We start from the raw sequence: 26,925 nt of genomic DNA, 5'->3' as shown, positions 1-26,925 counted from the left end.
CGTGACTATGAAAGGTTTGCGCGGATGCTCTCGCCCCGCCGACTGGCAGCGGCCGCCGCACTTCTCTCAGTCGTGGCCGCCGGGGTGCTCACCCTCCTCGTCCTGGCCGGCCTGCTCACCCTCGGCGCGGCGGCGGCCGTCGCGGCGTTCGCGGTCACGCTGGCCGCCCTCGCCCTGCTGCTGCTCACCGTCCGCCGCGTGGACGGCAAGGCACACCGGATCGACCTGCGCATGAAGAAGCACGAGGCCGAGCTCGCCCGTGCGACGACCGCGGTCAAGAACCTCGAATCCCGGCTGGAGCTGCTGGTCCAGGCGGTCGAGGAGTCGGCCGCGCGGCGGGCCGACGACATCGGGGCGATCCTCGCCTCGCTCGGCGAGGACCGCGTGAACGCCATGACCAGGGCCCGGGAGGTCGAAGAGCTGCGCGAGGAGGTTCGCGCGCTGGCCAAGGGCCTGGCATGACCCGCGTCCGGCACAACGACTACGGGGTGCTGCGCCCGCCCGCGATCGGGGACTGGACGCCCGAGCTGCGCGTGTCCGTGGTCATCCCGGCCTACGACTGCCAGGAGGCGCTGGAGCGCACGGCGTCCGCGCTGGCCGCGCAGACCTACCCGGCCGAACTCGTCGAGATCGTGGTCGCCGACGACGGCAGCACGCCGCCGGTCGAGCTGCCGGGGGCCCGCGTCGTACGGGTGACCGGCGGCTGGGGACGCGGCGCGGCCCGGCAGACCGGGCAGCTGGCCGCCACCGGCGAGGTGATCCACTGGCTGGACTCCGACATGATCCTGGCCCCCGACCACCTTGAGGCGCACATGCGCTGGCACCACCTGCTCGACCACGCGGTGGTGATCGGCGACATCCGGTTCGTGACGGCCCCGGGCGAGGAGGGCACGCAACCGGAGTACACGCGCAGGACCCTGGAGTCGACCCGGATGCTGAAGGACGCGGGGACGAGCGCGTACCTGCTGCACACGGGGGCCTCCACGTCGGTGCGCGCCGAGCTGCTGCGCGCGGCCGGCGGCGTGGACGCCTCGCTCAACATGGCCGAGGACACCGAGCTGGGCTACCGGCTGGCCCAGGCGGGGGCGGTGTTCGTACCCGATCCGCAGGCCAGGGCGTGGCACGTCGGGCCGTCCACGGTGATGCTGCGGGAGAAGGAGGTGCACCGGCACAACTGGTCCTTCCTGGGCGATCTCGTGCCGGATCTGCGCTGGCTGCGCGGCCATCCCCGGCGTCACTGGCGGGTGCCGTACGTGCGGGTCGTGGTGCGCGCGACCACGTACGAGGAGACCCGGGCGAGCGTGGACGCGGCGCTGGCGGGCACGCTGCCCGACGCCGCGGTCACCGTCGTCGGCCCCTGGGGCCGGCTGACCGGCGAGCGCCGGTCCAGCCTCGACGACCCGCTGCTGGACCTGCGGCTGCTGCACAACCTGTACGCCCACGAGCCGCGCGTCACGTTCGCGGAAAGCGAACCGGTCAGCGCCGCCCCCACCCCGTTCCTGCTGCGGCTGCCCCCCGGATGGGTCCTCGGGGCCGACACCCTGGCCGGGCTCGTGCGACTGGCCGACAAGGACGTGCTCGGCCTGCTCTGCGTCGCCCTGGCCGAGAACGCGGACGGCGTCGTGGCCGCCCGGCTGGAGCGCACGGCCGCCTTCGCCCGCGCCGCACGCTTCGACGGCCCCACCGACGACCTGGTGGACGAGCTGTTCGGCGTCCTGTGGGTCGAGGGCGGCGAGCACGGCTTCGGCACCGCCGCGGAGCCGCCGCCGCTGGCCGGCGACCCGGCCAAGTGGCGTGCGCTGGCGGCCCGGCGGCTGGCGGAGACCAAGGAGCTGCGGGCCCAGGTCGACCGGCTCTCCGCCGAGGTCGAGCGCCTGTCCCGCGCGCAGGACGAGGAGGACCCCGCTCCCGGGCCGCTGAGCTCCCTGATCCGGCACCTGCGGAGCGCCGGGTGAGCGCAGAGCGGCGGACGGTCACCGCGCTGCTGGCCGAGCTGCCGGACGCCCGCGTGTTCCTGGCCGGCATCGAGGGCCACACGTTCGTGGACGGCGGCGAGGGCCGCGCCGGGCTGCCCGCCGGCGCCGTGGACCTGGACCGGGACCTGCTGGAGCCGCCCGCCGAGCCGGAGTCGGCCGACCACGTCCTCGTGCTCGCCAGGACGCCCGCCGACCTGCGCAGGGTGGCGACCCTGCACAAGCTGCTCCCGCTGGCCGGGCGGGTGGTGGTGTGCGTGCTCGACGCCCCCGCCTCGCACCCCGCGCCGGTGCCCACGCCGACCCCCGCCCACCGCTGGCGCTCGCTGACCGACCTGCGGGTCTACCAGCCCAGGAGCCGGGTGTGGGTGGTGGACGCCCGTTTCTCGGCCGCGACGCCCGCCGGCCGTACGGTGACGGCCACCGCCCGCGCCTTCGCCGGTCACCGCCTGGACGTGATCGCCGCGCCCGCCGCCGGCATCGCCGGGATCGGCTCGGCCGACTGGCGTCCCGGCGACCCGAACGCCACGCCCGCCGAGGTGAGCGGCCCGGTCCCCGAACGCGTCGGCGCCCCCGGCAGCGACGTCGTGCTCCGCACGCTGGGCGACGTCGCCCTGCGCGGCCTGCCCGGCGACGCCCTGCGCCCGCCGGGCGACAGCCGGGTCCCGGACGCGCCCCCGGCCCCCACGCCGGGCGGGTCCGCCGAGCCCGGCGGGATCGGCTGGGCCGGGGATCAGGCGCCCGTCGAGCGGCCCACGATCGTCGCGGCGAGCTGGGAGAGCATCCGGCGTCCCGGCGGGGCGGGGTCGCCGCTGGCCGATCCCGACGTGCTCGGCGAGCCGTCGATGGTCCCGCCCGTGGACGAGCGCCTGGTGAACCCCCAGGGGTTCGTGACCACGCCGTCCCGGGGCATGGCCGCGCTGGCCGAGCGCGACGGCCGCTGGTCGGTGCTGCTCGACGGCAAGGTCGTGACGACGTTCGCCGAGTCGGGCGGGGTCACCGACGCCGACGTGGCCAGGCTCCGGCAGATCCGCGGCGTCGACGTGAGCTGGCAACATCCGCACAGCGGCCCGCTGGCGGCCGTGCGGGTGCTGGCCGGGCTGGCCGCCGCCGGGGTGCCGCTGGTCACCGGGGCCGTGCCGCGCTGGGCGGGCGCTCTCGGGGACGAGCTGGTCGCGCTGCTGCCCGCCGCCCCCGACCTGTCCGACGAGCTGCGACGCGAGGAGCACAGCATCCGGCTGCGCCGGGCCGCCCTGCGCACCCACGGCGTGGCGGCGCGGTGGGAGCAGCTCGGCGCGCCCGCCCCCGCTCCCCCGCTCACCTCCGTCCTGCTGGCCACCCGGCGCGCCGAGATGGTGCCGTTCGCCCTGCGGCAGATCGCCCGCCAGCGCGACGCGCAGCTCGAAGTGGTGCTCGCGCTGCACGGCGTCCCCCGGGAGCACCCCGACGTCGCCGCCGCCCTGGCCGCCTTCGCCGGCCCGCTGACCGTGTACGAGGCCGACCCCGCGGCCGTCTTCGGCGAGGTGCTGAACGAGGCCGCCGCCAGGGCCTCCGGCTCGTTCCTGCTCAAGATGGACGACGACGACTGGTACGGCCCCGACTTCCTGGCCGACCTGCTGCTCGCCCACGCCTACTCGGGGGCGCAGGTGGTCGGCACGGTGCCCGAGTTCGTCTACCTGGCCTCGATCGACGTCACCGTGCACCGCAGCCAGGTCACCGAGCAGATCACCAGCTTCGTGGCGGGCGGCACGATCCTGGTGGAACGGTCGGCGTTCCAGGCCGTGGGCGGCTTCCGGCCGCTGCGCCGCTCGGTGGACACCCAGTTCCAGGAGGCCCTCCAGGCGGCGGGCGGCCAGATCTACCGCACCCACGGCCTGGGCTACATCCTGCGCCGCGGCCCGGCCGCCGCCCACACCTGGCAGGAGCCGATCGGCACGTTCCTGCGCCGCAACCGGCGCCAGTGGCGTGGGTTCCGCCCGAACGCCCTGATGGAGCTGGAGGGGAGCAGCCGCCCATGACCGTCCCGCGCATCCGTGGCAACGACTTCGGCGTCCTCGACCCGCCCGAGCTGGGGGCCTGGGAGCCGGAGCTCGCCGTCACGGTCGTCATCCCGGCGCACGACCGCCAGGAGACCCTGGACCTGACGCTCGCCGCCCTGTCCGCGCAGAGCTACCCGGCGCACCTGCTCGACGTGATCGTGGTGGACGACGGCAGCGCCACCCCCATCCGCCTGCCCGGCCTCGCCCCCGGCGGCACCAAGCTGATCTCCAGCCCTCCCGGCGGCTGGGGGCGCGCCTGGGCCGTGCAGGCGGGCCTGGACGCCGCCGCCGGCGACGTCGTCCTCGTGCTGGACGCCGACATGGTCCCGCACCGGCGGCACGTCGAGGCCCAGCTCCGGTGGCACCACCTGGCCCCGTACGTGGTGGTGCTCGGCTGGATCGACTTCACCTCGGCCGGCGAGCCGCCCACGCCGGAGCAGGTCGTCCGGGCCCTGGACGCGGGCGCCGAGGACGACCTGTTCCCCCTGTCGCCGCACCGGCACGACTGGGCCGAGAAGATCATCCACGATCACGACGGCCTGCGCACGGCGTCCGGCGCGACGGCCGCCCGCGTGCACGTGGGGGCCACGGCGTCGTACCCGGCGGCGCTGCTGCGCTCGATCGGCGGCCTGGACACCTCGCTGGTGCTGGCCGAGGACACCGAGCTGGGGTACCGGCTCGTGCAGGCGGGGGCGGTGTTCGTCCCGGACCCGCAGGCGCGGGCCTGGCACGTCGGCCTGCCGACCGCGATGCGCGACGTCGCGGAGTTGAAGCGGTACAACGACCCGTACGTGGCCGACCGGGTTCCCTACCGGCGGTACCTGCGTACGGATCCGGGGCGGCAGTGGCTGGTGCCGTACGTGGAGGCGGTGGTGGCGGCGGACGGCTACGAGGACACCCGCGCCACCGCGGACGCCGTGCTCGCCTCCTCCATCCCCGACGTGCGCCTCACCCTCACGGGCCCCTGGACCGCGCTGCCCACCGGACGCCGCTCGCCCCTGCGCGACCCCGACCTGGACCTTCGCCTGCTCAAGGCCACCTTCCAGCACGACCCGCGGGTCCGCCTGGCCGCCGAGCCGCCTCCCGGGCCGCCCGCCGGCACGACGGCCCCCTTCCGCCTGACCGTGCCGCCCGGCTGGACCCTCTCCCCCGGCACGCTCGAACGCCTGATCGCCCACCTGGACGAGCACGACCTCGGCAGCCTGTGCCTGGCCCTGGACGAGACCCCGCAGGGCGTGGTCGCCGCCCGCCTCGACCGTACGGCCGCCCTGTCCAGAGCCGCCCTGGTCGCCGCCCCCGGCGACCACCCGGACGACCTGATCGACGCCCTGTACGGCCTGGAATGGGCGGACGGCGCGTCGTGGGGCCTGCGCCGCCGCCCCGACGTCTACCCGCCGCGCAGGCCGCCGGTCGCGGAGCTCGCCCTGCTCACCGCCCGCCACGAGAAGGACCTGGCCCTCCACCGCAAGCGCGTCGCCGCCCTGCGCGCCGAGCTCGCCCAGCTGCGCCGGGAGGCCGCCAAGAACGGCAGGGACGCCTCCCGCTGGCGGGAGAAGGCCGAGAGCTGGCGGCGCGAGGCGGTGCGCCTGGCCCGCGAACAGGACCGCACGGTCCTGAAACGCGCCGTCCGCCGCGTCCGCGACCTGGCCTTCCCCGCCCACTGACCGGGCGGGGCGGCTGTCAGTCGTCGCCCTCCACGCGCATCACGCCGGCGACCGCGCGGACGATGTCGAGCTCGCGCAGCCCCTCCATGGTCGCCGTGAGGGCCGCGTCGGTGGCGCGGTGGCTGACGATGACGAGCTGGGCGTCGTCGCCGTGCCCCTCCTGGCGGACGGTCTGGATGGACACGTCGTGCTTGGCGAACAGGTCGGCCACCCGCGCCAGCACGCCGGGCTTGTCGGCCACGTCGAGCGCCACGTGGCAGCGCGTCACCGTGTCGCCCATCGGGTGGACGGCCAGGTCGGCGTAGGTGGACTCCTCGGGCCCGTGGGTGCCGGCCAGCCGGTTGCGGCCGACGGCCACGAGGTCGCCGAGCACGGCCGAGGCCGTCGGCGCGCCGCCGGCGCCCTTGCCGTAGAACATGAGCTGTCCGGCCGACTCGGCCTCCACGAACACCGCGTTGTACGCCTCGCGCACCCCGGCGAGCGGGTGGGTGCGCGGGATCATCGCCGGGTGCACCCGCACGCCGAACGAACGGCCGTCGTCGGAGCGCTGGCAGATGGCCAGCAGCTTGATGACGTAGCCCATGGCCTTGGCGGAGGCGACGTCGGTCGCGGTGATCTCGGTGATGCCCTCGCGGTGCACCTTGTCGGCGGTGACCCGGCTGTGGAAGGCCAGGCCGGCCAGGATCGCGGCCTTGGCGGCGGCGTCGAAGCCCTCGACGTCGGCCGTCGGGTCGGCCTCGGCGTAGCCGAGCGTCTGGGCCTCCTCCAGGGCGTCGGTGAAGGACGCGCCCGTGCTGTCCATCTTGTCGAGGATGTAGTTGGTGGTGCCGTTGACGATGCCGAGCACGCGCTTGACGTGGTCGCCGGCCAGCGACTCGCGCAGCGGGCGCAGCAGCGGGATCGCGCCGGCGACGCTGGCCTCGAAGTAGAGGTCGCCGCCGCCCCGGCGGGCCGCCTCGTGCAGGGCCGAGCCGTCCTCGGCCAGCAGGGCCTTGTTGGCGGTGACGACCGACTTGCCGCGTTCGAGGGCGGCCACGATGAGCGTGCGGGCCGGCTCGATGCCGCCGATCACCTCGACGACGATGTCGATGTCGTCGCGGGTGACCAGGGACTCGGCGTCGGTGGTCAGCAGCGCCGGGTCGACCTCGATGTCGCGCTTGCGCCCGAGCCTGCGCACGGCCACGCCGGCCAGCTCCAGCGGGGCGCCGATGCGCGCGGCCAGGTCGTCGGCCTGCTCGTGCAGGAGCCTGATGACCTGCGAGCCGACGACGCCGCAGCCCAGCAGAGCCACTTTCAGCGGTTTCACAGCTGCCCCCTCAACAGGTCGTCCTCGGTCTCGCCCGCCACGATCACCCGGGCCGCGCCGTCGGCGACGGCGACCACGGCGGGCCTGGGCAGGTAGTTGTAGTTGCTGGCCAGCGAGCGGCAGTAGGCGCCGGTCGCGGCCACGGCGACCAGGTCGCCGGGCGCCAGGTCGGCGGGCAGGTGGCAGTCGCGCACCAGGATGTCGCCGCTCTCGCAGTGCTTGCCGACCAGGCGGCTGAGCATGGGCGCGGCGTCGCTGGCGCGGCTCACCAGGGCGGCGGTGTACTCGGCGCCGTAGAGGGCGGTGCGGACGTTGTCGCTCATGCCGCCGTCGACGCTGACGTACGTGCGCAGCCCCTCGACGTCCTTGACCGTGCCGACCTCGTAGAGGGTGATGCCGCCCGGGCCCACGATGGTGCGGCCCGGCTCGACGGTCAGGCGCGGCACCGGCAGGCCGGCGTCGGCGCAGACCTTGGTGACGATCTCGCGCAGGCCGTCGGCCAGCTCCTTGATGTCGGGGGCCTCGTCGCCCTCGACGTAGGCGATGCCGTAGCCGCCGCCGAGGTCGAGCTCGGGCAGGACGACGCCGTGCTCGTCCTTGATCTGCACCAGCAGCGTGGCCAGCCGTCGCGCGGCCACCTCGAAGCCGGCGGTGTCGACGATCTGCGACCCGATGTGGGAGTGGAGGCCGACCAGGTCGAGCTGCGGCAGCGCGAGAATGCGGCGCACGGCCTCGGCGGCGGCGCCGGTGTTGAGCGACAGGCCGAACTTCTGGTCGTCGTGGGCCGTGGCGATGAACTCGTGGGTGTGGGCCTCGACCCCGGTGGTCACCCGGATCATCACCTTGGGCCGCTTGCCGAGCTGCTCGGCGAGGTAGCCGAGGCGGGCGATCTCCTCGTAGGAGTCGACCACGATGTGCCCGACGCCGCACTCGAGGGCGCGGGTCAGCTCGGCCTTGGACTTGTTGTTGCCGTGGAGGGTGATGCGCTCGGGCGGGAAGCCGACGCTGAGCGCCACCGCCAGCTCGCCGCCGCTGGCGACGTCGAGCCCGAGGCCCTCCTCGGCCAGCCAGCGCACGATCTCCTTGCACAGGAACGCCTTGCCCGCGTAGTGGACGTCCGAGCCCTGGAAGGCCGTGGCGTAGTCGCGCATGCGTGAGCGTACGTCGGCCTCGTCGAGGACGTAGAGCGGCGTGCCGAACTCGCGGGCCAGGTCGCGCACGTCGACGCCGCCGACCGTGAGCGTGCCGTCGGTCCGGGTCGACGTTCGGGGCCAGATCGCGGGGTCGATCCGGTTGAGGTCGGCGGGCGCCATCGGCGGGCGCTCGTGGGGCAGCATCTCGGCGTGCCGGTCCCCGGCTGGATGGACGAAGCTCACCCGATCGAGGCTATCGGAACCGCCGCCCCTCCCAGGACCGCTGCCCACGTATCGAGACGCGATCAAGGTCAACAAGCAACATTTTCACGATTTTTCGCGCTTTAGCCGGATATTTTACGATCCATCACAATCTTTCCGGCCCAACCAGTACCCCCCGGACGGCCTCCGCCAGCCGCACCCGCGCCGTGTGCACCGGCCGGACCGGCTCGTCCCCCATCGGGACGGCGGGGGCGTGCTCGTGGGCGTCGTGGTAGGCCAGCGCCAGCCGGACGGAGAAGGCGTCCCAGCCGGGGTCGCGGCTGACGGCGCGTCCGGGCAGCTCGGCCAGCACCCGCAGCACCCGGCGGTCGTGGGGGCCGTCGAGCAGCTCGGGCCGGAAGCCGGTGAGCGGCACCCCCAGCTCCCCGGCCCACCGCCGCACCGCGCAGGCGCGGGCGCGGGCGTACCGGACGACGAAGCCGGGGTTGTCCCACGTGCGCGGGAAGTCGGGCCAGCCGGGTTCGGGCAGGACGGGCGGGTCCAGGGACTCGACCAGCCGTCCCGGCACGTCCACGACGATGCGCAGGAAGCCGTTCGGCCGCGCCCGCGCCTCGGCCACCCCGTCGAGCGCCCGCACCCCCGCGGCCAGCTCGTCCGGCGGGACGCGGCGGCGCAGCGCGGCGGCCGACACGTAGACGGCCTCGCGCTCCCAGGTGCCTTCGGGCGCCGGCGGCTCCCCCAGCACCTCCTCCAGCGACTGGGCGAGCAGGTCGGTCATCGACTCAGCGTAGGCGTCAGATCAGCGCGTGCGGCTCCGCGGAGCCGTACTCGACCAGGTGGGCCGCGCCGAGCAGCCAGCGGTCCTCGTCGCGCACCCGCACGTAGCCGAACCGGTCGGCGGAGAACACCTTGACGCCGTCGGTGCGGCACTGGCGCATCATGACCTCGTCCCAGCCCTCGGTGAGGTCGGCGAAGCCCACCTCGCGCAGGGCGTTCCTGCGGGCGAGCAGGGTGGCCCCGGCGATCTCGGGGAGGTAGGAGTACTCGGCCTCGGGCTGCTTGAGCAGGGTCGCCTGGGGCTTGCGCAGGTGGGCGTAGAAGGCGGCCTTGCCGACGATGTCGGCCGTGCTGAACAGGAAGGCCCGGCGCAGGTCGGACAGGTAGTGCGGGCCGTAGACGTCGCGCGGGTCCATGACCGCGACCAGGTCGGCCTCGCACAGGTCGAGGCCCTTGGCCAGCATCGCGCCCTCGCTCATGGCCGGGTGGGGCCGCCGGTACAGCACCTCGGCGTCGGTCAGCACGTCGCGGGCGCGCAGCTCGGCCTCGGGCGGCCCGATGACGATCACCTGGGCCACGCCGGACTGCCTGGCCACCTGGGCCAGCGCGTGCTCCATGCGCGACGGGTCGAGGATCGGCAGCAGCACGGAGGTGTCGAGAGTGGCGCGGGCGCTGGGCAGGCCGATGGCCTCCAGCAGCTCGTCCACGCGCTCGGTCATCGTCCCCGTGTCGTAGGCCCGGCGCAGCGCCACGTGCGCCCGCCGCGAGTCCGGCTCGGTGCCGATCGGCGTGCCGCAGGCGGCGATCTCGGCCAGCCGCCACTGCGGCGTTCCCGGCGGGCAGTCGGCCGCGGCCGGCCAGCGGTAGGAGGTGAGCGCGTCGGGATAGGCCAGGTGCGGCGGCAGGAGCTGGTCGAGCGTGAGCACCCGGTCGACCCGTCCGCCGGCCAGCGGCAGCGGGTTGTGCACCCGGGGCTGCACGCCGAAGTGCAGGCGCGGCCACGGGACCGTGGTGTCGGCGGTGAAGCGGTGCTCGAACAGCTCGGCCGCGGCGGCGTAGTCGGCCACGTCGCCCTGGGTGTGCCAGAAGACGGTGCGGATGCCGCGCTCGGCGCACCAGGCCAGCAGCGCCCTGAGCCCCTCGCCCGGCTCGCCGGTCAGCTCCTCCAGCCAGGGCCCCTGCGTGACGGACTCCACCACGAGCAGGTGGGGCACCTCCAGCGGCAGCACGCGGGCGAAGTCGCGCGGCGTGAACCCGGTCGTCTGCCGCCACTCGTAGCGCAGCAGCGCCTCGACGTGCGGATCGGCGACGACGGCGGCGGTCAGGTGCGGCCGGGTGTTGGGCCCGGTGGGAATCCGGTACGGCTTGAGCTTGAACGACGCCCCGCCCAGCGTCCTGGTCGTGCTGGTGGCCTGGAACGACGCCCCCGGACGCGCCTCCTTGGCCCCCTGGACGGCCACCGGCCGGCGCTTGGGCGCGCTGGGCCGCTTGACCGGCCTGGCCGCGCCCCTGAGCCCCTTGGCCAGGCGCATCGGGTTGTTCTTGCCGCTCTTGATGGCGTCGCCGAGCCGGTTCCAGCGGGCGACCTTGATCGAGGACAGCTTCCAGTTGGCGACTTCGGCCTGGAAGCGCTGCTCGGCCAGCTCCTTGCGCAGCCGGTCGGCCGCGGCCCGCTCGGCCTCCAGCCGCTCCTCGGTCTCGCTCAGCTGCTCGGCCAGTTTCCTGGCCTCCTCGGCGCTCTGCTCGGCGGCCGCCAGCCTGGACTGCGCGGCGTCCAGCAGCCTGGCCAGTTCGGCCGCGCGCTCGGCCTGCGCGACAGCATCCCGCAACGCCCGACGCGTGCTCTCCAGCTCGGTAGACAACCGGACCTCCGCTCTCTTAGCCCGGCAAAGGATACTCTTTTGCAGGAAGCGTCTCGAAGGGATGAGATCCGGTGCAGTTCAACGTGCGACCCTACGTATGCGGCGCTCTCGGCCGGATCGACATCTCCATACTGGGAAAACTCGCCGCCGCGGGCCCCAAGGTGCGGCCCGCGCTCCAGACGGACGAGGCCGCGCTGTTCAGCTCCGCGCCGCTGCCGCCGTACCACCGGGCGGGCGGCGCGTTCGCGTTCTCGTGGGGCGAGCGCAAGCCGGCCGCCGCCGAGGACTGGATGACGGTCGCGGAGACGTACGAGACGCCCGGGCTGATCGGCGACGGCGCGCGGGTGACGCTGCACGGCGGCGCGCTCGGCCTGGTCGACGTCTACTACGTCCGCCAGGGCGACGCGGTCTACTTCTCCTCGCTGATCCAGCCGCTGCTCAGCCTGGTGCCCATCGAGATCGACTGGGCCGCCTGGGCCTCGATCATCCAGGTGACGTTCCCGCTGGGCGAGGCGACCCCGTACCGGGAGGTCAGGCGGCTGCCGGGGTCGAGCGCGCTGGTGTTCGAGCACGGCCGCCTGGCCACCGAGCGCCGGTTGCCGCGCTGGCTGCGCACGGAGCCGTACGAGGCGTGGACCAGCCCCGAGGAGATCGTGGAGCTGCTGCACCACGTCTACGAGGACTACGACGGCCGCAGGCTGCTCGTGCCGGTCAGCGGCGGCTACGACTCGCGCCTGCTGGCCAGCGTGGCCGTGGCCCGCGGCGCCGACGTCGAGTCGTGGACCACCAGCCCCGACGACGGCACCGACACCGACATCGCCTTCGCCAGGGCGATCACCCGCGAGCTGGGCATCCCGCACCGGGTCGTCACCCAGGACGCCGCCGCCTACCCCGCCGACGCCGCCGAGGTGGCCCGCCGGCTGGAGTACCTGACGCCGCACCACGCCTGGTACGCGCCGTTCGCCAAGGAGGTGCACGGCTCGGGCCGCATCCTGGTCGACGGCCTGGCCGGCGGCCCGCTGCTGAAGAACTTCATGGTCAGCGGCGCCGCGCTGGAGGCCAGGACGCAGGCCGAGCGGTCGGCGGCGCTGCTGGGCTCGCTGTCGCTGGGCGCGCCCGCGCAGCCGTTCCTGTCCAAGGCGGCCGCGCAGTGGATGGAGGAGACCGTGCGCGAGCAGTTCGCGGCGGCCACCTCGATGCTCCACGGCCACCGGGCCGAGCTGCCGCTGTCGGTGCTGCACACCAGGACCGTGCGCGGCATCGCGCGTTCGGCGGTCAACCTGGTGGGGCCGGAGGCGTCGTTCGCGGCGCCGTTCATCCATCCCGCCTTCTTCGACGCCGCGCTCAGCGTCGGCGTCGCGCGCAAGGACAAGGGCCGCTTCTACCGCGAGGTGCTGCACGCGGCCAATCCGAGGGTGGCCGCGCTGCCCTCCACGAACGTGGTCAAGCAGCCGCTCCAGCGGGTGCCCCTGCGTTCCACGGCCGCGCCGGCGCGGGCCTATTCCCACGCCATGCTGGAAGTCGTGGCCCGCCGCGTGCCCGCGATGCTCTCCGACGAGCTGCACGAGGTGATCGCCGGCGGCCCGGACGCGCTGACCCGGTTCAACGGCTGGAACGACCGTTTCTGGGTGCGCGGACTGGTGCTTTTCGGACTCTGGCTGAACGACTTCGAGAACGACCTGCCGGACGTCACCGCACCTTTTTAGTGAACTCTGGGTAACAGGGCGATTACATACGGATCTCGCGGGTATTACACGTCGCACAGCAGAAGCGGGTTCCGGAAAGCCACCGGGCTGGTAGTGTTCGGCCCGTAAGCGCCGCAACAAACGGGCACCAGATCACAAATCCGGTCTCGTTCGAGGGCATGGAGTTCGCAGGGATGACGACTCCACGCGGCGCGGTCACCAGCTAAGAACGCCGGGGTAACCGGTGACTTCGTCCTGCCCACATCTCTTCCTGTGAGCGACATCATGATCAACGCATCCCCATCACCTGAGTCGATCTCTGAGGCTTTCGTCTCGGAAGATCCGCGATGGTACAAGCGGGCGGTGTTCTACGAGGTTCTCGTCCGGGGGTTCAAGGACTCCAACGGTGACGGCACGGGCGACCTGCGCGGTCTCATCGAGAAGCTCGGGTACCTGGAATGGCTCGGCGTCGACTGCCTCTGGCTGCTGCCGCTGTACGAGTCCCCGCTGCGCGATGGCGGTTATGACATCTCGGACTATATGAAGATCCTTCCGGACTTTGGTGACCTGGGGGACTTCGTCCAGTTGATCGAGGCCGCGCACGAGCGGGGCCTGCGGATCATCACCGACCTGGTCATGAACCACACCAGCGACAGGCACCCGTGGTTCCAGGCTTCCAGGCACGACCCGGAGGGGCCCTACGGGGACTTCTACGTCTGGTCCGACGAGCCCACCGGCTATCCGGACGCGCCGATCATCTTCATCGGCGCCGAGGAGTCCAACTGGACGTACGACCCCGTGCGCAAGCAGTACTACTGGCACCGTTTCTTCCACCACCAGCCGGACCTGAACTATGACAACCCGGCGGTGCAGGAGGCCATGCTGGAGGTGCTGCGGTTCTGGCTCGACCTGGGGATCGACGGCTTCCGCCTCGACGCGGTGCCGTACCTGTTCGAGCGCGAGGGCACGGCGTGCTCCGGGCTGCCCGAGACGCACGCGTACCTGAAGAAGATCCGCGCGGAGGTCGACCGGCTCTACCCCGACCGGGTGCTGCTGGCCGAGGCCAACGGCTGGCCCGAGGACGTCGTGGAGTACTTCGGCGACCCCACCACCGGCGGCGACGAGTGCCACATGGCCTTCCACTTCCCGCTGATGCCGCGCATCTACATGGCGGTGAAGAAGGAGACCCGCGAGCCGATCTCCGAGATCATGTCCCGCACCCCCAAGCTGCCCGACACGGCACAGTGGGGCATCTTCCTGCGCAACCACGACGAGCTCACGCTCGAGACGGTGACCGAGGAAGAGCGCGACTACATGCACAAGGAGTACGCCAAGGACCCGCGCATGCGCGCCTACCTCGGCATCCGGCGTCGCCTGGCGCCCCTGCTGGACAACAACCGGGACCTGATCGAGCTGTTCACGGCGCTGTTGTTGTCGCTGCCGGGCTCGCCGGTCATGTACTACGGCGACGAGATCGGCATGGGCGACAACATCTGGCTGGAGGACCGCGACTCGGTCCGCACGCCGATGCAGTGGAGCCCCGACCGCAACGCCGGGTTCTCCTCGGCCGACCCGGGCCGCCTCTACCTGCCGGCCGTCATGGACCCGATCTACGGCTTCCAGGCGGTCAACGTGGAGGCCCAGCAGCGCCACGCGGGCTCCCTGCTGCACTTCACCCGCAGCATGCTGGAGATCCGCAAGAACCACCCGGTGTTCGGCCTGGGCGCCTACACCGAAATGTGGTCCTCCAACCCGTGCGTGCTCACGTACGTGCGCGAGGACCGCGACGACGTGATGCTCTGCGTCAACAACCTGTCGAAGTTCCCGCAGCCCGTCGAGCTGGACCTGCGCAGGTTCGAGGGCATGGTGCCGGTCGAGGCCCGCGGCGGGGTGCGCTTCCCGAAGATCGGTGAGCTGCCCTACCTGCTGACCCTGCCGGGCCACGGCTTCTACTGGTTCGCGCTGAAGGCCGGGGACTGAGCACAGCCCCCGGGCGGATCAGCGTGACGTGACAGGCACCTGGGCACGGGCCGCGCGGCGGGCGGGAATGAGCGCCACCGCAAGGGCCGTGCCCACTGCCGTCACCACGGCCACCGCCAGCGTCACCGGCGAGGGCGCGCGGCCGATGCCCGCGCCCACGCCGCTCGTGTGACCCTGCAGGTCGATCAACCCCACCACCACGGACGCCCCCACCGCCGTGCCGGCGCCGACGCCGAGCACGACCAGCAGGCCGGTGCCGGTCACCAGCGTGGCCATCACCTGGCGTGGCGTCAGCCCCATGGCCTTGAGCACGGCCAGGTCGAAGGCGTGGTCGCGCAGGCCGATGGCGCTCGCGGTGAGCAGGTTGGCCAGGCCGATCAGGGCCAGCACGGCGATCAGCGCCACGATCACCACTCTGATGATCGACAGCCGGTCGGCCGGGTTGACCGCGGCCTGCACGTCGAGGTTCTCCCCCGACTCGGCCAGCAGCCTGGCGCGCACCTCCGCCTTGTCGGCGCCCGGCCGCAGGGCCAGCGCGTAGTACTGGGGCGGCACGGAGTCCTTGGCGGCCAGGCTGTCCAGGCCTACCGAGAGCACCTCGCCGTCCAGGTCGGGCTCGACGGTACGGCCCACGATCCGGACGATCAGCGGCGAGCCGCCCACGGTCAGCCGCACCCGGTCGCCGATCCTGACCCCCAGCAGGTCGAGCAGCCCCTGCCCGGCCACCGCCTCGCCGCGCTCGGCGTAGCCCCTGCCCTCCATCACGGGGAACGGGTAGGGGTCGGTCGAGCTGCCGACCGCCCGCACCCGGACCGATCGGGCCTCGCCCGGGGCCAGGGCGTTGACGTCGCTGCCCGGGTAGACAGCGCGCACGTCGCGGTCGCGTTCGGCGATGCGCTGGGCCTCGGCCGACTCCATCTGCTTGCCGGGGCGGACGTACAGGCCGGCGTGCTGGCCGACCTGTTCGGGGTGGCTGAGGAAGTTGTCGAGGGTGGCCCAGACGCCGAGGCCGATCGTGATCATCATCATCGGCACGGCCAGGCCGAACGCCGTCAGGAACGCCGGCACGCGCCTGGTGAAGGCGTCGCGGGTGCCCAGGATCAGGGCGGGCGGGAGGCGTACGAGCAGGCCGAGCCGGGCCAGGCGGGACAGGTGGCCGCGCGGCGGCGAGGCCGGCACGGCGGGGATCGGCGGCGTGCGCGCGCCCCGCCAGGCGGGCACCCCCACCGCCCCCAGGACGACCAGCGCCGTGCCCGCCACGATGGCCAGCACCGGCACCGGCGCGGCCGAGTACGTGCCGAGCACCACCGCCGTGGCCCCCCAGCCCGCCAGCGCGCCGAGACCGACGCCGAGCAGGCCGAGCGCGCCGTGCTCGACCAGGAGCAGCAGGGCGACCTGGCCGCCGGTGAAGCCCATGGACTTGAGCGTGGCCAGGTCGCGGAGCTGGCCGAGCACCCGGCCGCCGGCGGCGTTGGCCAGCGCGAGCGCCGCGGCGACCATGCCCACCACGCCGAACAGCGCGAGCAGCGTGCCGAGCAGCCGGTTGTCCAGCTCCATGGCGGCTCTGACCTCGCGCCAGGTGTAGACGCGCTGGAGCTTGTCCTCCAGCATCACCACGACGCGCTGGGCCACGACCTGGCTGGCGTCGGGGTCGGACAGGCGCAGCCCGGTGACCCATTCGCTGCGGCCCAGCATGGGCTCGACGCGGTCGAGCGTGGCGGGCAGCACCCAGGCCAGGCCGGGCGTCCATTCGGGGTAGAAGCCCTGGTCGGCGGAGTCGGCGATGCCGCGCACGTACAGCGTGTGGCGTTCGCCGTTGAGCGCGATGACGGTGAACGGCGAGCCGATCGCCAGGCCCAGCGATCTGGCGAAGGAGTGTTCGACGACCACGCCGTCGGGCTGCGAGCCGTCGAGCCACCTGCCCTCGGCCAGCACGGGATGGGCTACCCGGGGCGGCGAGGCGGGCATCGCGCGCAGCGACGCGGGCTCCTTCTTGCCCTCCTGGGCCACGGTGACGGGGGCGGAGCGGTAGGGGCCCGCGGTGCCGGTGACGCCGTCGATGCCGCCCAGGGCGACGTCGGGGTTGTCGTCGGTGTAGACCCAGACGTGGGCGCCGTCGGTCTGGGCCGACAGGCTGCGCCACGGGTTGGTGCCGTCCTCCAGGAGGGTCGCCGCGGTGATCAGGGCGGCCACGATCCCGGCCACGACCAGCACGGTGAGCACCGCCTGGCCCTTCCTGGCCCGCAGGTCGGCCTTGATCCACCGGCTTCCGGCCAGGGTGGTGCTCATCGGAGGTCGATCACCTCGCCGGCGGTGCGGGTGCGGCGGCGGGCGATGCGGCCGTCGTCGACGATCTCGCCGTCGAACAGCGACACCAGCCGGTCGGCCAGGCCCGCCACCCGGGCGTCGTGGGTGACCATGACGATCGTCTGCCCCTCTTTGTGCACGTCGCTGAGCAGGCGCAGCACGTCGCGCGTGTTGCGGCTGTCGAGGTTGCCGGTGGGCTCGTCGGCCAGCAGCAGGCTGGGCTTGTTGGCCAGGGCCCTGGCCAGCGCGACGCGCTGCTGCTCGCCACCGGAGAGCTGGGCGGGCGAGGCCCCGGCGCGGTCGGCGAGGTTGAGCGCGCCGAGCAGGCTCTCGCGCCGCTCGCGCGCCACCTTGGGCGAGGCCCCGGCCAGCAGCGCGGGCAGCTCGACGTTGTCGCCGACGGTCATGTTGGCGACCAGGTTGAAGAACTGGAAGACGAAGCCGACCTTCTTGCGCCGCAGCAGCGCCCAGGCGCTCTCGGAGAGGGTGTCGACCCGCTGCCCGTCGAGCCAGATCTCGCCGCTGGTGCGCGCGTCGAGGCCGCCGAGCATGTGCACGAGCGTGGACTTGCCCGAGCCGGACGGCCCCATCACCGCGACGAACTCGCCCGGCTCGACCTGGAGGTCCACCCCGCGCACAGCCGGCACCGGCACTGCGCCATCTTGGTAGATTTTGACCAGATTGACCGTTTTTAGGACCGAGCTCATGCCAGATCCTCCTGGCATCGCTCCAGCCAGTCAAGATCGGCCTGAAGGTGCAGCATGGCCCCTTCGATCAGCAGCAGCGCCACCCGGTCGGCAGGCGCCGTACGGGAGAGCAGGTCGTTGAGGTCGCCCATGAGCGACAGGTAGTGGCGGCGCTGGCGGTTGATCAGCGCCATCCGGTCGGCGATGCCGGTGAGCGGCGCGAGCACGAGCTTCATGAAGAACTCGTCGCGCACCCGAGGCCCCTCGGTGGGCTCGTCGACCCAGATGGTGAGCAGGTCGCGGCCCTTGGCGGTCAGGTAGTAGACCTTCTTGTTCGGCCGGTTGGACTGCTCGACGTCGACGGCCCGGACCAGCCCGTCCTTCTCCAGCCGGCCGAGCGTCACGTATATCTGCCCGATGTTCGGGGAGGGGTAGGCGCTGCCGAACGTCTGTTCAAGGGCCTGTTTGAGCTCGTAGCCGTGGGCCGGTTCCTTGGCCAGGAGCGCCAGCAGGTGAAGCCGCACGCCTCACCTCCCCGCTTTGTGTTACGTGAGCGTTACGTAGGTATCCGTTGACCATCAGATTACAGGTGTGCATAACATGAATGCATCTACCTAACACGTATGTAACCCCGCTGATTGTGGAGGAAACAGAGTGCTGCGCCCGCTTTCGTTCGCTCTGGTCGTCGTGCTGGCGGCCGGATGCACGGTGGCGGGCGACGAGGGCGGCGGCGAGAAGGGGACGGGCGGCACAGGCCCGATCACCTTCGCCACCGGACGCGACACCACGGCGTACCTGCAACCCTTGCTGGACCGCTGGAACCAGGCCCACCCGGCCGAGAAGGTGACGCTGCTGGAGCTGCCCGAGGCCGCCGACGAGCAACGCGCCCAGATGGTGGCCAACCTCCAGGCCCAGAGCAACCGCTACGACGTGCTGGGGCTCGACGTGGTGTGGACCGCCGAGTTCGCGGAGAACGGCTGGATCATCCCCCTGGAGCGCGGGTTGTTCCCGCTCGACAGGTTCCTGCCGCCCGTCGTGGACACGGCCGTCTACAAGGGCAAGCTCTGGGCCGTCCCGTACACCAGCAACGCGGGACTGCTCTATTACCGGACCGATCTCATCAAGAAGCCGCCGCAGACCTGGGCAGAACTTCGCGATGAAGCACGAGAAGTAACGAAAAAGCGGGATATCGGAGGCTATGCGGCCCAACTCCTGGCCTACGAAGGCTTGACCGTGAACTTCTCCGAGGCAGTGCAGTCGGCGGGCGGGCAGATTCTCAACCACGACGGCACGGAAGTGACCCTCGATCCGGCCAAGGGGAAGATCGCCCTCGACTTCCTGATGCAAGGGCTGCGGGAACGCTGGATCACCGGCGACTCGCTGACCTTCAAGGAGGAGGAGACCCGGCTGGCCTTCCAGGACGGGAAGCTGGCCTTCGCCCGCAACTGGCCGCACGCCTACGGCCCGGCCAGGGCCAAGCTGGGCGACCGCTTCGCGGTGACCCGGCTGCCCGGACTCAACGGCCAGGGATCCAGCTCCCTCGGCGGGATCAACCTGGCCGTCAGCGCCTACTCCAAGCACCAGCAGACCGCACAGCAGTTCATCCGCTACTTCACCAGCCTGGAGAACGAACGCCGCGTCCTCACCGAGGGCTCCTTCCCGCCCGTGTGGACCGAGCTGTACGACGACCCGGCCCTGATCAAGCGGTTCCCGTACCTGCCCGTGCTCAAGGAGAGCATCCTCGCCGCCAAACCGCGGCCGGTGAGCGCCAACTACAACCAGGTGAGCCTGGTGATCGCCAGCTCGGTCGCCAAGGCCCTGGCCGACCCCGAGAACGAGTCCGCCGACGACGTCGCGGCCTCCATGAAGTCAGAACTCGAAGAGATCATCAGAACCCAGTGAGGCAAGCCATGCGTAAAGCCAGAGCAGCAGTAGTCCTGGCAGGGCTCGCGGTAGCCGTCGCCGCCTGCGGCAACGCCCCGACGACGACGACCCCCACCGCCTCGGAGTCGGCGCCGGCCAGTTCCGCCGCCGGCGCCAAGACGCTCGAAGGCGTCAAGCTGGAGGTCGCGGCCAAGTGGACCGGCGCGGAGCAGAAGAATTTCGAGCAGGTGCTCAAGGCCTTCTCCGACAAGACCGGCGCCACCGTCACCTACGCCTCCACGGGTGAGGACACCGGCGCCTACCTCGGCCCGCGCATCCAGGGCAAGAACCCGCCGGACGTCGCCATCCTGCCGCAGCCGGGTCTGGTGCAGCAGTACGCCAAGCAGGACGCGCTCAAGCCGCTGTCCGCCGAGGTCACCCAGGAGATCGACACCAACTACACGCCGTACTGGAAGGAGCTCGGCTCCGCGGACGGCAAGGTGTACGGCGTGCTGATCAAGGCGGCGCACAAGTCGCTGGTCTGGTACCGCTCCGAGGCGTTCGAGGAGGCCGGCGTCCAGGTGCCGACGACCTGGGACGAGCTGATCAAGGCCGGCCAGACCATCGCCGACTCCGGCACCCCGCCCTTCTCCCTCTGCGGCGCCTCCGGCTGGACGCTGACCGACCTGTTCGAGAACGTCTACCTGTCCAGCGCCGGCCCGGAGAACTACGACAAGCTCTCCAAGCACGAGATCCCCTGGACCGACGCCAGCGTCGCCACCGCCCTGGAGAAGATCGCGCAGATCGCGGGCAAGAAGGAGTTCGTGCTCGACGGCGCCTCCGGCGCGCTGCAGACCGACTTCCCCACCTGCGTGACCAAGGTCTACGGCAACAAGAAGGCCGCCATGGTCATCGAGGCCGACTTCGTCGCCACCCAGGCCACCCAGGACGGCGCCAAGGTCGGCGAGGGCGCCAAGTACTTCCCGTTCCCGAAGGCCGGCGACACCGCCCCGGTCGTGCTCGGCGGCGACGTGGCCGTGGTCATGAAGGACTCCCCCGGCGCGATGGCCCTGGTGCAGTTCCTGGCCTCCAAGGAGGGCGGCGAGATCTGGGCCAAGCTCCCCGGCTACCTGTCGCCCAACAAGAACGTCTCCCCCGACAACTACCCCGACGAGCTGACCAAGCAGCTCGGCCAGACGATCGTCTCCGCCGGCGACGCCGTCCGCTACGACATGTCGGACCTGGCCCCGAGCGCCTTCGGCGGCACCGACGGCAAGGGCGAGTGGAAGGTCCTCCAGGACTTCCTGCGCAACCCGAGCGACGTCAAGGGCGCCCAGGCGGCGCTCGAGGCCGAGGCCAAGAAGGCCTGGAAGTAAAGAGGTAAGGCCGTGACCGAACGGTTGGACGGCCCGGCGGCCCCGCCCGCGAAGATCGCGGGCGGGCCTTCCGCAGGACCGGCTGAAACCCCCCGTACGAGACGACGCCTCGGCCCATCGCCGGCGGTCGCCATCGCCTTCCTCCTGCCGGCGGCCCTGCTGCTCGGCGTCTGGGTGGTCTACCCCATCGTCTACTCCATCTTCCGCAGCCTGTTCGACGCCTCGGGCAGCGGGTTCGTGGGGCTGGGCAACTACGCCACGATCTTCAGCGACCAGGGCATGCTGGTCACGATCCGCAACAACCTCATCTGGGTGGTCGTGGCGCCGATCGTCGTCACCACGATCGGCCTGATCTTCGCGGTGCTGACCGAGCGCATCAAGTGGGCGACGGCGTTCAAGCTGATCGTGTTCATGCCGATGGCGGTCTCGCTGATGGCCGCGGGCGTCATCTTCCGCCTGGTGTACGAGGAGAGCCCCGACAAGGGCCTGGCCAACGCCGTGCTCACCACCGTGCACGACACGTTCTCCTCCTCCAAGGGCTACCCCGAGGCCCGGCCGCGCGGCGGCGACGACTCTCCGGTGACCGAGCAGAACGGCGCGGTCGTCACCAAGGAGCCCGCCCAGGCGGGCCGGCCGGTGCTGATCCCGATCGTCGGCGTCAAGCCGCAGACCATGCCGTCCAACGCCCAGCCCGCCCGCGCTCCCTCGGGTGACGGCCTGGCCGGGACCGTCTGGTTCGACTTCACCCAGGGCGGCGGCGGCCAGAGCGGCGCGGTCGACCCGACGGAGAAGGGCCTGCCCGGCATCACCGTCGAGGCGGTCCAGAACGGCAAGGTGGCGGGCACCGCCACCACCGCCGACGACGGCACGTTCCGCTTCGAGGGCCTGCCCGCGGGCTCCTACGTCGTACGGCTGCCGGAGTCGAACTTCCAGGCCAGCTACGGCGGCCTGACCTGGCTCGGCCAGACGCTCATCACGCCGGCGATCATCGGCGCGTTCGTCTGGGTGTGGGCCGGGTTCGCGATGGTGCTGATCGCCGCCGGCCTCGCCGCCATCCCGCGGGACGCCCTGGAGGCCGCCCGCATCGACGGCGCGACCGAGTGGCAGGTGTTCCGGCGGATCACCGTGCCGCTGCTGTCGCCGGTGCTGCTCGTCGTCTTCGTGACGATGATCATCAATACGCTGAAGGTCTTCGACCTGGTCTACATCATCGCGCCGGCCTCGGTTCAGCCGCAGTCGAACGTGGTCGCGCTGGAGATGTGGCGCGTGTCGTTCGGCGGCGGGAACAACCAGGGGCTCGGCAGCGCACTCGCGGTGTTCCTGCTCATCCTGGTCCTCCCCTTCATGATCATGAACATCCGCCGGTTCAGAAGGGAAGACACATGACGACCGCGACCGTGAACGCGCCTCACGGACTGGAGTCGGGCGCGCCGCGCAGGGGCGTGGCGAGCAGGATCGTGGACCGCCTCGGCGGCGGGGCCGTCCAGGTGATCATGATCGTGCTCGGCCTGTTCTGGCTGGTGCCGACGCTCGGCCTGCTGGTCGTCTCCCTGCGCACGGTGAAGGTGAACAACGCCGAGGGCTGGTGGACGATCTTCACCAAGCCCGCCGAGCTGACCCTGGCCAACTACAAGAACCTGCTGGCCAGCGGCTTCACCTCGTCGTTCTGGAACACGGTGGCCATCACCGTGCCGACCACGATCCTGGTGATCGGCATCGCCGCCATGGCGGCGTACGCGTTCGCGTGGATGGAGTTCCGCGGCCGGGACACGGCGTTCCTGGTCGTGGTGGGCCTGCTGATCGTGCCGATCCAGATCGCGCTGATCCCCGTCGCCGCCTTCTACGGCGGCATCGGGATCTTCGGCACGATCCCCGGCGTGGTGCTGTTCCACACGGCGTTCGGCCTGCCGTTCGCCATCTTCCTGCTGCGCAACTTCTTCGTCGGCATCCCGGCCTCGCTGCTGGAGGCGGCCAGGATGGACGGCGCACCCGAGTGGAAGATCTTCGCCCAGGTCGTGTTCCCGCTGGGCAAGCCGGCCATCGCCTCGCTGGGGATCTTCCAGTTCCTGTGGGTGTGGAACGACATGCTCATCGCGCTCGTGTTCGCCAACACCGACAACCAGCCGATGACCAAGGCCCTGCAGTCTCAGATGCGGCAGTTCGGATCGAACGTCGACATCCTCTCCTCCGGGGCGTTCCTGTCACTGATCATCCCGCTGGTGCTGTTCTTCGCCTTCCAGCGGTACTTCGTCCAGGGCATGATGGCCGGTTCCGTCAAGTAGGCCATTCCCGGCGGGCGCCCGCCTCCCGAGGGGGGCAGGCGGGCGCCCGTAACATGTCCTTACGGACCTCCGATGATTGTTCATGAAGCGTCTTCTCGCCCTCGCCGCAGCAGCCTTCATCTCCCTCCCCCTCACCCCCGCCGCCGCGCTCGGCGGCACCCCGGGCGCGCCCGGGGCGGGCGACCCGTACTTCCCCGGTCAGGGGAACGGCGGCTACGACGCCGGCCACTACGACCTCGCCCTCGACTACGAGCCCTCCTCCAACGTCCTGACCGGTCTCGCCACCCTCACCGCCCGCGCCACCCAGGCGCTCAGCCGCTTCGACCTCGACCTGTCCGGCTCGCTGTCCGTACGCTCGGTCACCGTGGACGGCCGGCCCGCCGCCTTCACCCGCAGCGGCGACGAACTGGTCGTCACCCCCGCCGCCGGGCTCGCCTCCGGGCAGGGCTTCTCCGTCGCCGTCCGGTACGACGGCAGGCCCACCCACGTCCTCGACCCCGACGGCTCCAGGGACGGCTGGATCAGGACCAGCGACGGCGTCTTCAACGCCAACGAGCCGCAGGGCGCGATGACCTGGTACCCCGGCAACCACCACCTGTCGGACAAGGCGACGTACCGGTTCTCGGTCACCGTGCCGAGCACCAGGGTCGCGGTGGCCAACGGCGACCTGGTGGCCAGGACGTCGGCCGGCGGCCGCACCACCTACGTGTGGGACGCCCGCGAGCCCATGGCCAGCTACCTGACCACGGTGTCGATCGGCAAGTTCCAGCTCACCGACACCAGGTCCGGCGGCTACCGGGTGATCACGGCCGTGGACCCCAAGTTCGCCGGCAAGGCGACGGACTTCGCCGCCCGCCACGCCCCCGTCCTGGACTACTTCAGCTCGCTCTTCGGCCCGTACCCCTTCTCCTCCACGGGCGGGATCGTGGACCACGAGCCGAACGTCGGCTACGCCCTGGAGACCCAGACCCGGCCCATCTACCCCGCGGTGCCCGGCGAGTCGCTGCTCGCGCACGAGCTGGCCCACCAGTGGTTCGGCGACTCGGTGACGCCGACCTTATGGCGGGACATCTGGCTGAACGAGGGCTTCGCGACGTACGCCGAATGGCTCTGGCTGGAGAAGATCGGCAGCCGTACCGTCCAGGCGTCCTTCGACGGCGTCTACGCCAGGCCCGCGGACGACGAGTTCTGGCAGACGCCCACCGCCGACCCCGGCGGCGCCGCCGCGCTCTTCCACGACCCCGTCTACGACCGCGGCGCGGCCACCTTGCATGTCCTGCGCCGCACCGTCGGCGACAGCGCGTTCTTCACGATCCTGCGCACCTGGGCGAACGACCACAAGTACGGCAACGCCGACACCGCCGCCTTCGTCGCCCTGTCCGAACGCGTGTCCGGCAGGCAGCTCGACGCCCTCTTCGACGCCTGGCTCTTCCAGCCCGGCAAGCCGTCGTTGTGATCATTCCGGTACGGCCTGCGTGTCCGTTCGGGCGGCAAGCCGTACCAGACCTAGATAAGCTTCACGGCCATGGCCGGTCGTCCTTTGCATGAAGTCGTCGAAGCCGGATGGGCTCAGGCTCTTGAGCCCGTATCCGAGCAGATCTCCTTGATGGGTGAGTTCCTGCGCAACGAGATCGCCGAGGGCAGGCAGTACCTGCCCGCGGGCCCCAACGTCCTACGCGCGTTCAACCAGCCCTTCGACGACGTCAGGGTGCTGATCGTGGGCCAGGACCCCTACCCCACGCCCGGCCACCCCGTCGGGTTGTCGTTCTCGGTGGCGCCCGAGGTGCGGCCGATACCCGGGAGCCTGCTCAACATCTACAAGGAGATGGAGTCCGACCTCGGCCTCCCCCGCCCCGCCAACGGCGACCTGACCCCGTGGGCCGAGCAGGGCGTGCTGCTGCTCAACAGGGTCCTGACCGTCATGCCCGGCAAGCCCGCCTCCCACCGGGGCAAGGGCTGGGAGCAGGTCACCGAGCAGGCCATCCGCGCCCTCGTGGCCCGCGACAAGCCGATGGTCGCCATCCTGTGGGGCCGCGACGCCCGCAACCTCGCGCCCATGCTCGGCAGCGTGCCGCGCATCGAGTCGGCGCACCCGTCACCGCTGTCGGCGCGCAGCGGCTTCTTCGGCTCGCGGCCGTTCAGCCGGGCCAATGAGCTGCTCACCCAGCAAGGCGCCGCACCTGTCGAGTGGAAGCTGCCCTAGCATCGTCGCCATGAGTGATGAACCGAAATACCTGCGCCTTACGGTCGAGCTGACCGTCGAGGTGCTCGACGTGAACGCGCTGCAGGCGGCGGCGCTGGCCGAGATCCGGCATCCCGACGCCGACCTCAGCGACGAGGAGCGCTCCGAGCAGGCCGACCTCGTCAACTCCGACGAGACCGGCGCCTCGGCGCTGCAGTGGCTGATCGAGCCGGACCACGTGCTGCAGCTCGTGGACCACATCACCGAGATCGAGCCGCGCGAGGCCGTTCTCGGGGTGGAGCCGTCCGAGGGGCCGAGCGAGGACGAGGACGAAGACCACCACGACCACGACCACGCGTGACCTCTCGCACGTGACGTGACGTGACGTACGGCGTTCAGCCACGACGCCCCACCCGCGTCGTGGCTCTTCGCCCCGGATACGATCGTCCCGTCCGGGCTCTTTCCGTTCTCCGAGGGATCTGTCGCCATGATCGTGGCTTTCTCCATCACCCCGCTGGGCGTCGGCGAAGGGGTCGCCGAACCGGTCGCCCGCGCCGTCAAGGTGGTCCGCGAGAGCGGCCTGCCCAACCGCACGGACGCGATGTTCACCACGATCGAGGGCGAGTGGGACGAGGTCATGGACGTCGTCAGGCGCGCGGTCGACGCCGTCTCGGAGGTCGCCCCGAGAGTCAGCCTGGTCCTCAAGGCCGACCTGCGTCCGGGCGTGACGGACGGCATGACCACCAAACTCCAAAGCCTCGAACGCCACCTCCCCTGACCCACCGTCCCACCGCAGAACAGCTCAACCCCACCAGGGACACCTGGGACCTGGGTCCCAACAGGGACTTTGCGCCGGAGTCGCTCCCCGCAATCCGCCCTCGCCAGCGCCCCGACACAGAGGCACCCGCTGGAAACCGACACCCGCCCCATGCCCGGCACCCCACCCATGTCCGGCACCCGCCCCCCGGCCCAGTAGCCACCCCCGGCCAGCGCCTGGGCGGCGGCCCGAAACTCAACATGCTCGAAGCCCTCGGACGTGGGCGCGTACCGCGGAGCCCGCAATGAACACACGGCGCGCGGCCCCGCGCGGCGGCAAGAGGGCAGGGCACCTCCTGTGGCGGGCACATGTTGACGAGTCCCGCACCAGGCACCTGGCCCGCAAGCCCCCACGACGGACACAGGACTCGGAGCCCCGACCCAGGCACGTACCGCGGAGCCCCGCAGCGGGGCATGAGCGCGGCGCCACGGCGTTCAGGGTGGCGACGGCCGGCGCCCGCGCGTGATGCGAACCCCCGGGCCCATGCGTAGCGCAAACCCCCGGGGCCCATGCGTAGCGCGCACCCCCGGGCCCGTGCGTAGCGCGCACCCCCGGGCCCGTGCGTAGCGCGAACCCCCCGAGGCCCCTGCGTAATGAGAAGCCCCCCGAGGCGCGTGCGTAGCGCGAAGCCCCGTAGCGGGCGCATCGGACCGAGTTCCAGATCGGGCACGTGTGCTGAAGGCCTGCCTCAACGTGCCACAACGCGGCCTCCTTGGGATGTCAGCGCTGCACGATTCCCGGGTTGGGCGGACATCGCCCGTTGGGCCGTGG

At 71.8% G+C, this 26,925-nt stretch carries 21 protein-coding genes; 14 read left to right on the top strand and 7 right to left on the bottom strand.

Annotated elements, in window-relative coordinates; genetic code table 11:
* The first annotated feature begins 24 nt into the window (after nt 1–24).
* Genes AB0J71_RS24945 through AB0J71_RS24930 form a run of 4 tightly spaced genes read left to right on the top strand, consistent with a single transcriptional unit; the run spans nt 25 to nt 5,676 of the window.
* Nucleotides 25–462, top strand: coding sequence for a hypothetical protein (locus AB0J71_RS24945; protein ID WP_352320379.1), 438 nt, complete (start codon nt 25–27; stop codon nt 460–462).
* Nucleotides 459–1,955: a glycosyltransferase family 2 protein gene (locus tag AB0J71_RS24940; RefSeq protein ID WP_364416272.1), complete on the top strand. Its 1,497-nt coding sequence runs from the start codon at nt 459–461 to the stop codon at nt 1,953–1,955. Before AB0J71_RS24945 ends, AB0J71_RS24940 begins: the two co-directional genes overlap by 4 nt.
* Nucleotides 1,952–3,991, top strand: coding sequence for a glycosyltransferase family 2 protein (locus AB0J71_RS24935; protein ID WP_364416270.1), 2,040 nt, complete (start codon nt 1,952–1,954; stop codon nt 3,989–3,991). Before AB0J71_RS24940 ends, AB0J71_RS24935 begins: the two co-directional genes overlap by 4 nt.
* Nucleotides 3,988–5,676, top strand: coding sequence for a glycosyltransferase (locus AB0J71_RS24930; protein ID WP_364416268.1), 1,689 nt, complete (start codon nt 3,988–3,990; stop codon nt 5,674–5,676). The genes AB0J71_RS24935 and AB0J71_RS24930 overlap by 4 nt, the downstream gene beginning before the upstream one ends.
* A 16-nt stretch (nt 5,677–5,692) precedes the next feature.
* Here the strand turns inward: AB0J71_RS24930 and AB0J71_RS24925 are convergent, their stop codons facing one another.
* The 4 genes from AB0J71_RS24925 to AB0J71_RS24910 form a co-directional block, all read right to left on the bottom strand.
* Nucleotides 5,693–6,982, bottom strand: a complete 1,290-nt coding sequence (locus AB0J71_RS24925; RefSeq protein ID WP_352320372.1) for a homoserine dehydrogenase — start codon at nt 6,980–6,982, stop codon at nt 5,693–5,695.
* Nucleotides 6,979–8,319, bottom strand: a complete 1,341-nt coding sequence (lysA, locus tag AB0J71_RS24920) for a diaminopimelate decarboxylase (RefSeq protein ID WP_364416317.1) — start codon at nt 8,317–8,319, stop codon at nt 6,979–6,981. Before lysA ends, AB0J71_RS24925 begins: the two co-directional genes overlap by 4 nt.
* A 163-nt stretch (nt 8,320–8,482) precedes the next feature.
* Nucleotides 8,483–9,115, bottom strand: a complete 633-nt coding sequence (locus AB0J71_RS24915; protein WP_364416266.1) for an anticodon-binding protein — start codon at nt 9,113–9,115, stop codon at nt 8,483–8,485.
* A gap of 16 nt (nt 9,116–9,131) precedes the next feature.
* Nucleotides 9,132–10,976, bottom strand: coding sequence for a hypothetical protein (locus tag AB0J71_RS24910; protein ID WP_352320369.1), 1,845 nt, complete (start codon nt 10,974–10,976; stop codon nt 9,132–9,134).
* Nucleotides 10,977–11,059: 83 nt separating this feature from the next.
* On the opposite strand from AB0J71_RS24910, the gene AB0J71_RS24905 reads away from it, so the two are divergent.
* Both AB0J71_RS24905 and treS read left to right on the top strand, forming a co-directional pair.
* A complete protein-coding gene (locus tag AB0J71_RS24905) occupies nt 11,060–12,682 on the top strand; it encodes an asparagine synthetase B family protein (RefSeq protein WP_352320367.1) in 1,623 nt (540 codons plus the stop codon).
* 264 nt (nt 12,683–12,946) lie between these two features.
* Nucleotides 12,947–14,641 carry a maltose alpha-D-glucosyltransferase gene (gene treS, locus AB0J71_RS24900; RefSeq protein ID WP_352320365.1) on the top strand — a complete coding sequence of 565 codons (1,695 nt, stop codon included), beginning with the start codon at nt 12,947–12,949 and terminating at the stop codon, nt 14,639–14,641.
* 18 nt (nt 14,642–14,659) lie between these two features.
* Here treS and AB0J71_RS24895 read toward each other — a convergent pair whose 3' ends face one another.
* Genes AB0J71_RS24895 through AB0J71_RS24885 form a run of 3 tightly spaced genes read right to left on the bottom strand, consistent with a single transcriptional unit; the run spans nt 14,660 to nt 18,158 of the window.
* Nucleotides 14,660–16,930: an FtsX-like permease family protein gene (locus AB0J71_RS24895; protein ID WP_364416264.1), complete on the bottom strand. Its 2,271-nt coding sequence runs from the start codon at nt 16,928–16,930 to the stop codon at nt 14,660–14,662.
* A complete protein-coding gene (locus tag AB0J71_RS24890) occupies nt 16,927–17,655 on the bottom strand; it encodes an ABC transporter ATP-binding protein (protein WP_352349946.1) in 729 nt (242 codons plus the stop codon). Before AB0J71_RS24890 ends, AB0J71_RS24895 begins: the two co-directional genes overlap by 4 nt.
* Nucleotides 17,652–18,158 carry a PadR family transcriptional regulator gene (locus AB0J71_RS24885; RefSeq protein ID WP_352320361.1) on the bottom strand — a complete coding sequence of 169 codons (507 nt, stop codon included), beginning with the start codon at nt 18,156–18,158 and terminating at the stop codon, nt 17,652–17,654. The genes AB0J71_RS24890 and AB0J71_RS24885 overlap by 4 nt, the downstream gene beginning before the upstream one ends.
* A 130-nt stretch (nt 18,159–18,288) precedes the next feature.
* Between AB0J71_RS24885 and AB0J71_RS24880 the strand changes: the two genes are divergently transcribed.
* The 8 genes from AB0J71_RS24880 (at nt 18,289) to AB0J71_RS24845 (ending at nt 26,115) form a co-directional block, all read left to right on the top strand.
* Nucleotides 18,289–19,536 carry an ABC transporter substrate-binding protein gene (locus AB0J71_RS24880; RefSeq protein WP_352320359.1) on the top strand — a complete coding sequence of 416 codons (1,248 nt, stop codon included), beginning with the start codon at nt 18,289–18,291 and terminating at the stop codon, nt 19,534–19,536.
* Nucleotides 19,537–19,544: 8 nt separating this feature from the next.
* Entirely contained in the window at nt 19,545–20,873 is a 1,329-nt protein-coding gene (locus tag AB0J71_RS24875; RefSeq protein ID WP_352320357.1) for an ABC transporter substrate-binding protein, read from the top strand.
* A gap of 12 nt (nt 20,874–20,885) precedes the next feature.
* Complete coding sequence (locus tag AB0J71_RS24870; protein ID WP_352320355.1) at nt 20,886–22,259, top strand: ABC transporter permease subunit; 1,374 nt, start codon at nt 20,886–20,888, stop codon at nt 22,257–22,259.
* The gene (locus tag AB0J71_RS24865) at nt 22,256–23,155 is read left to right on the top strand and encodes a carbohydrate ABC transporter permease (RefSeq protein ID WP_352320353.1); all 900 of its coding nucleotides are present in this window, start codon (nt 22,256–22,258) and stop codon (nt 23,153–23,155) included. The genes AB0J71_RS24870 and AB0J71_RS24865 overlap by 4 nt, the downstream gene beginning before the upstream one ends.
* Before the next feature lie 82 nt (nt 23,156–23,237).
* A complete protein-coding gene (locus AB0J71_RS24860; RefSeq protein ID WP_352320351.1) occupies nt 23,238–24,611 on the top strand; it encodes a M1 family metallopeptidase in 1,374 nt (457 codons plus the stop codon).
* Nucleotides 24,612–24,680: 69 nt separating this feature from the next.
* Nucleotides 24,681–25,358, top strand: coding sequence for a uracil-DNA glycosylase (locus tag AB0J71_RS24855; protein WP_352320349.1), 678 nt, complete (start codon nt 24,681–24,683; stop codon nt 25,356–25,358).
* Between the two features lie 10 nt (nt 25,359–25,368).
* On the top strand, nt 25,369–25,698 hold the full coding sequence (locus AB0J71_RS24850; protein ID WP_352320347.1) for a hypothetical protein: 330 nt from the start codon (nt 25,369–25,371) through the stop codon (nt 25,696–25,698).
* 126 nt (nt 25,699–25,824) lie between these two features.
* A complete protein-coding gene (locus AB0J71_RS24845; RefSeq protein WP_352320345.1) occupies nt 25,825–26,115 on the top strand; it encodes an MTH1187 family thiamine-binding protein in 291 nt (96 codons plus the stop codon).
* The last annotated feature ends 810 nt before the right edge of the window (nt 26,116–26,925 follow it).

This window comes from Nonomuraea sp. NPDC049637, assembly GCF_040675235.1.
Taxonomy (GTDB): Bacteria; Actinomycetota; Actinomycetes; order Streptosporangiales; family Streptosporangiaceae; genus Nonomuraea.
This window is presented reverse-complemented; position numbering and strand designations above follow the sequence as displayed.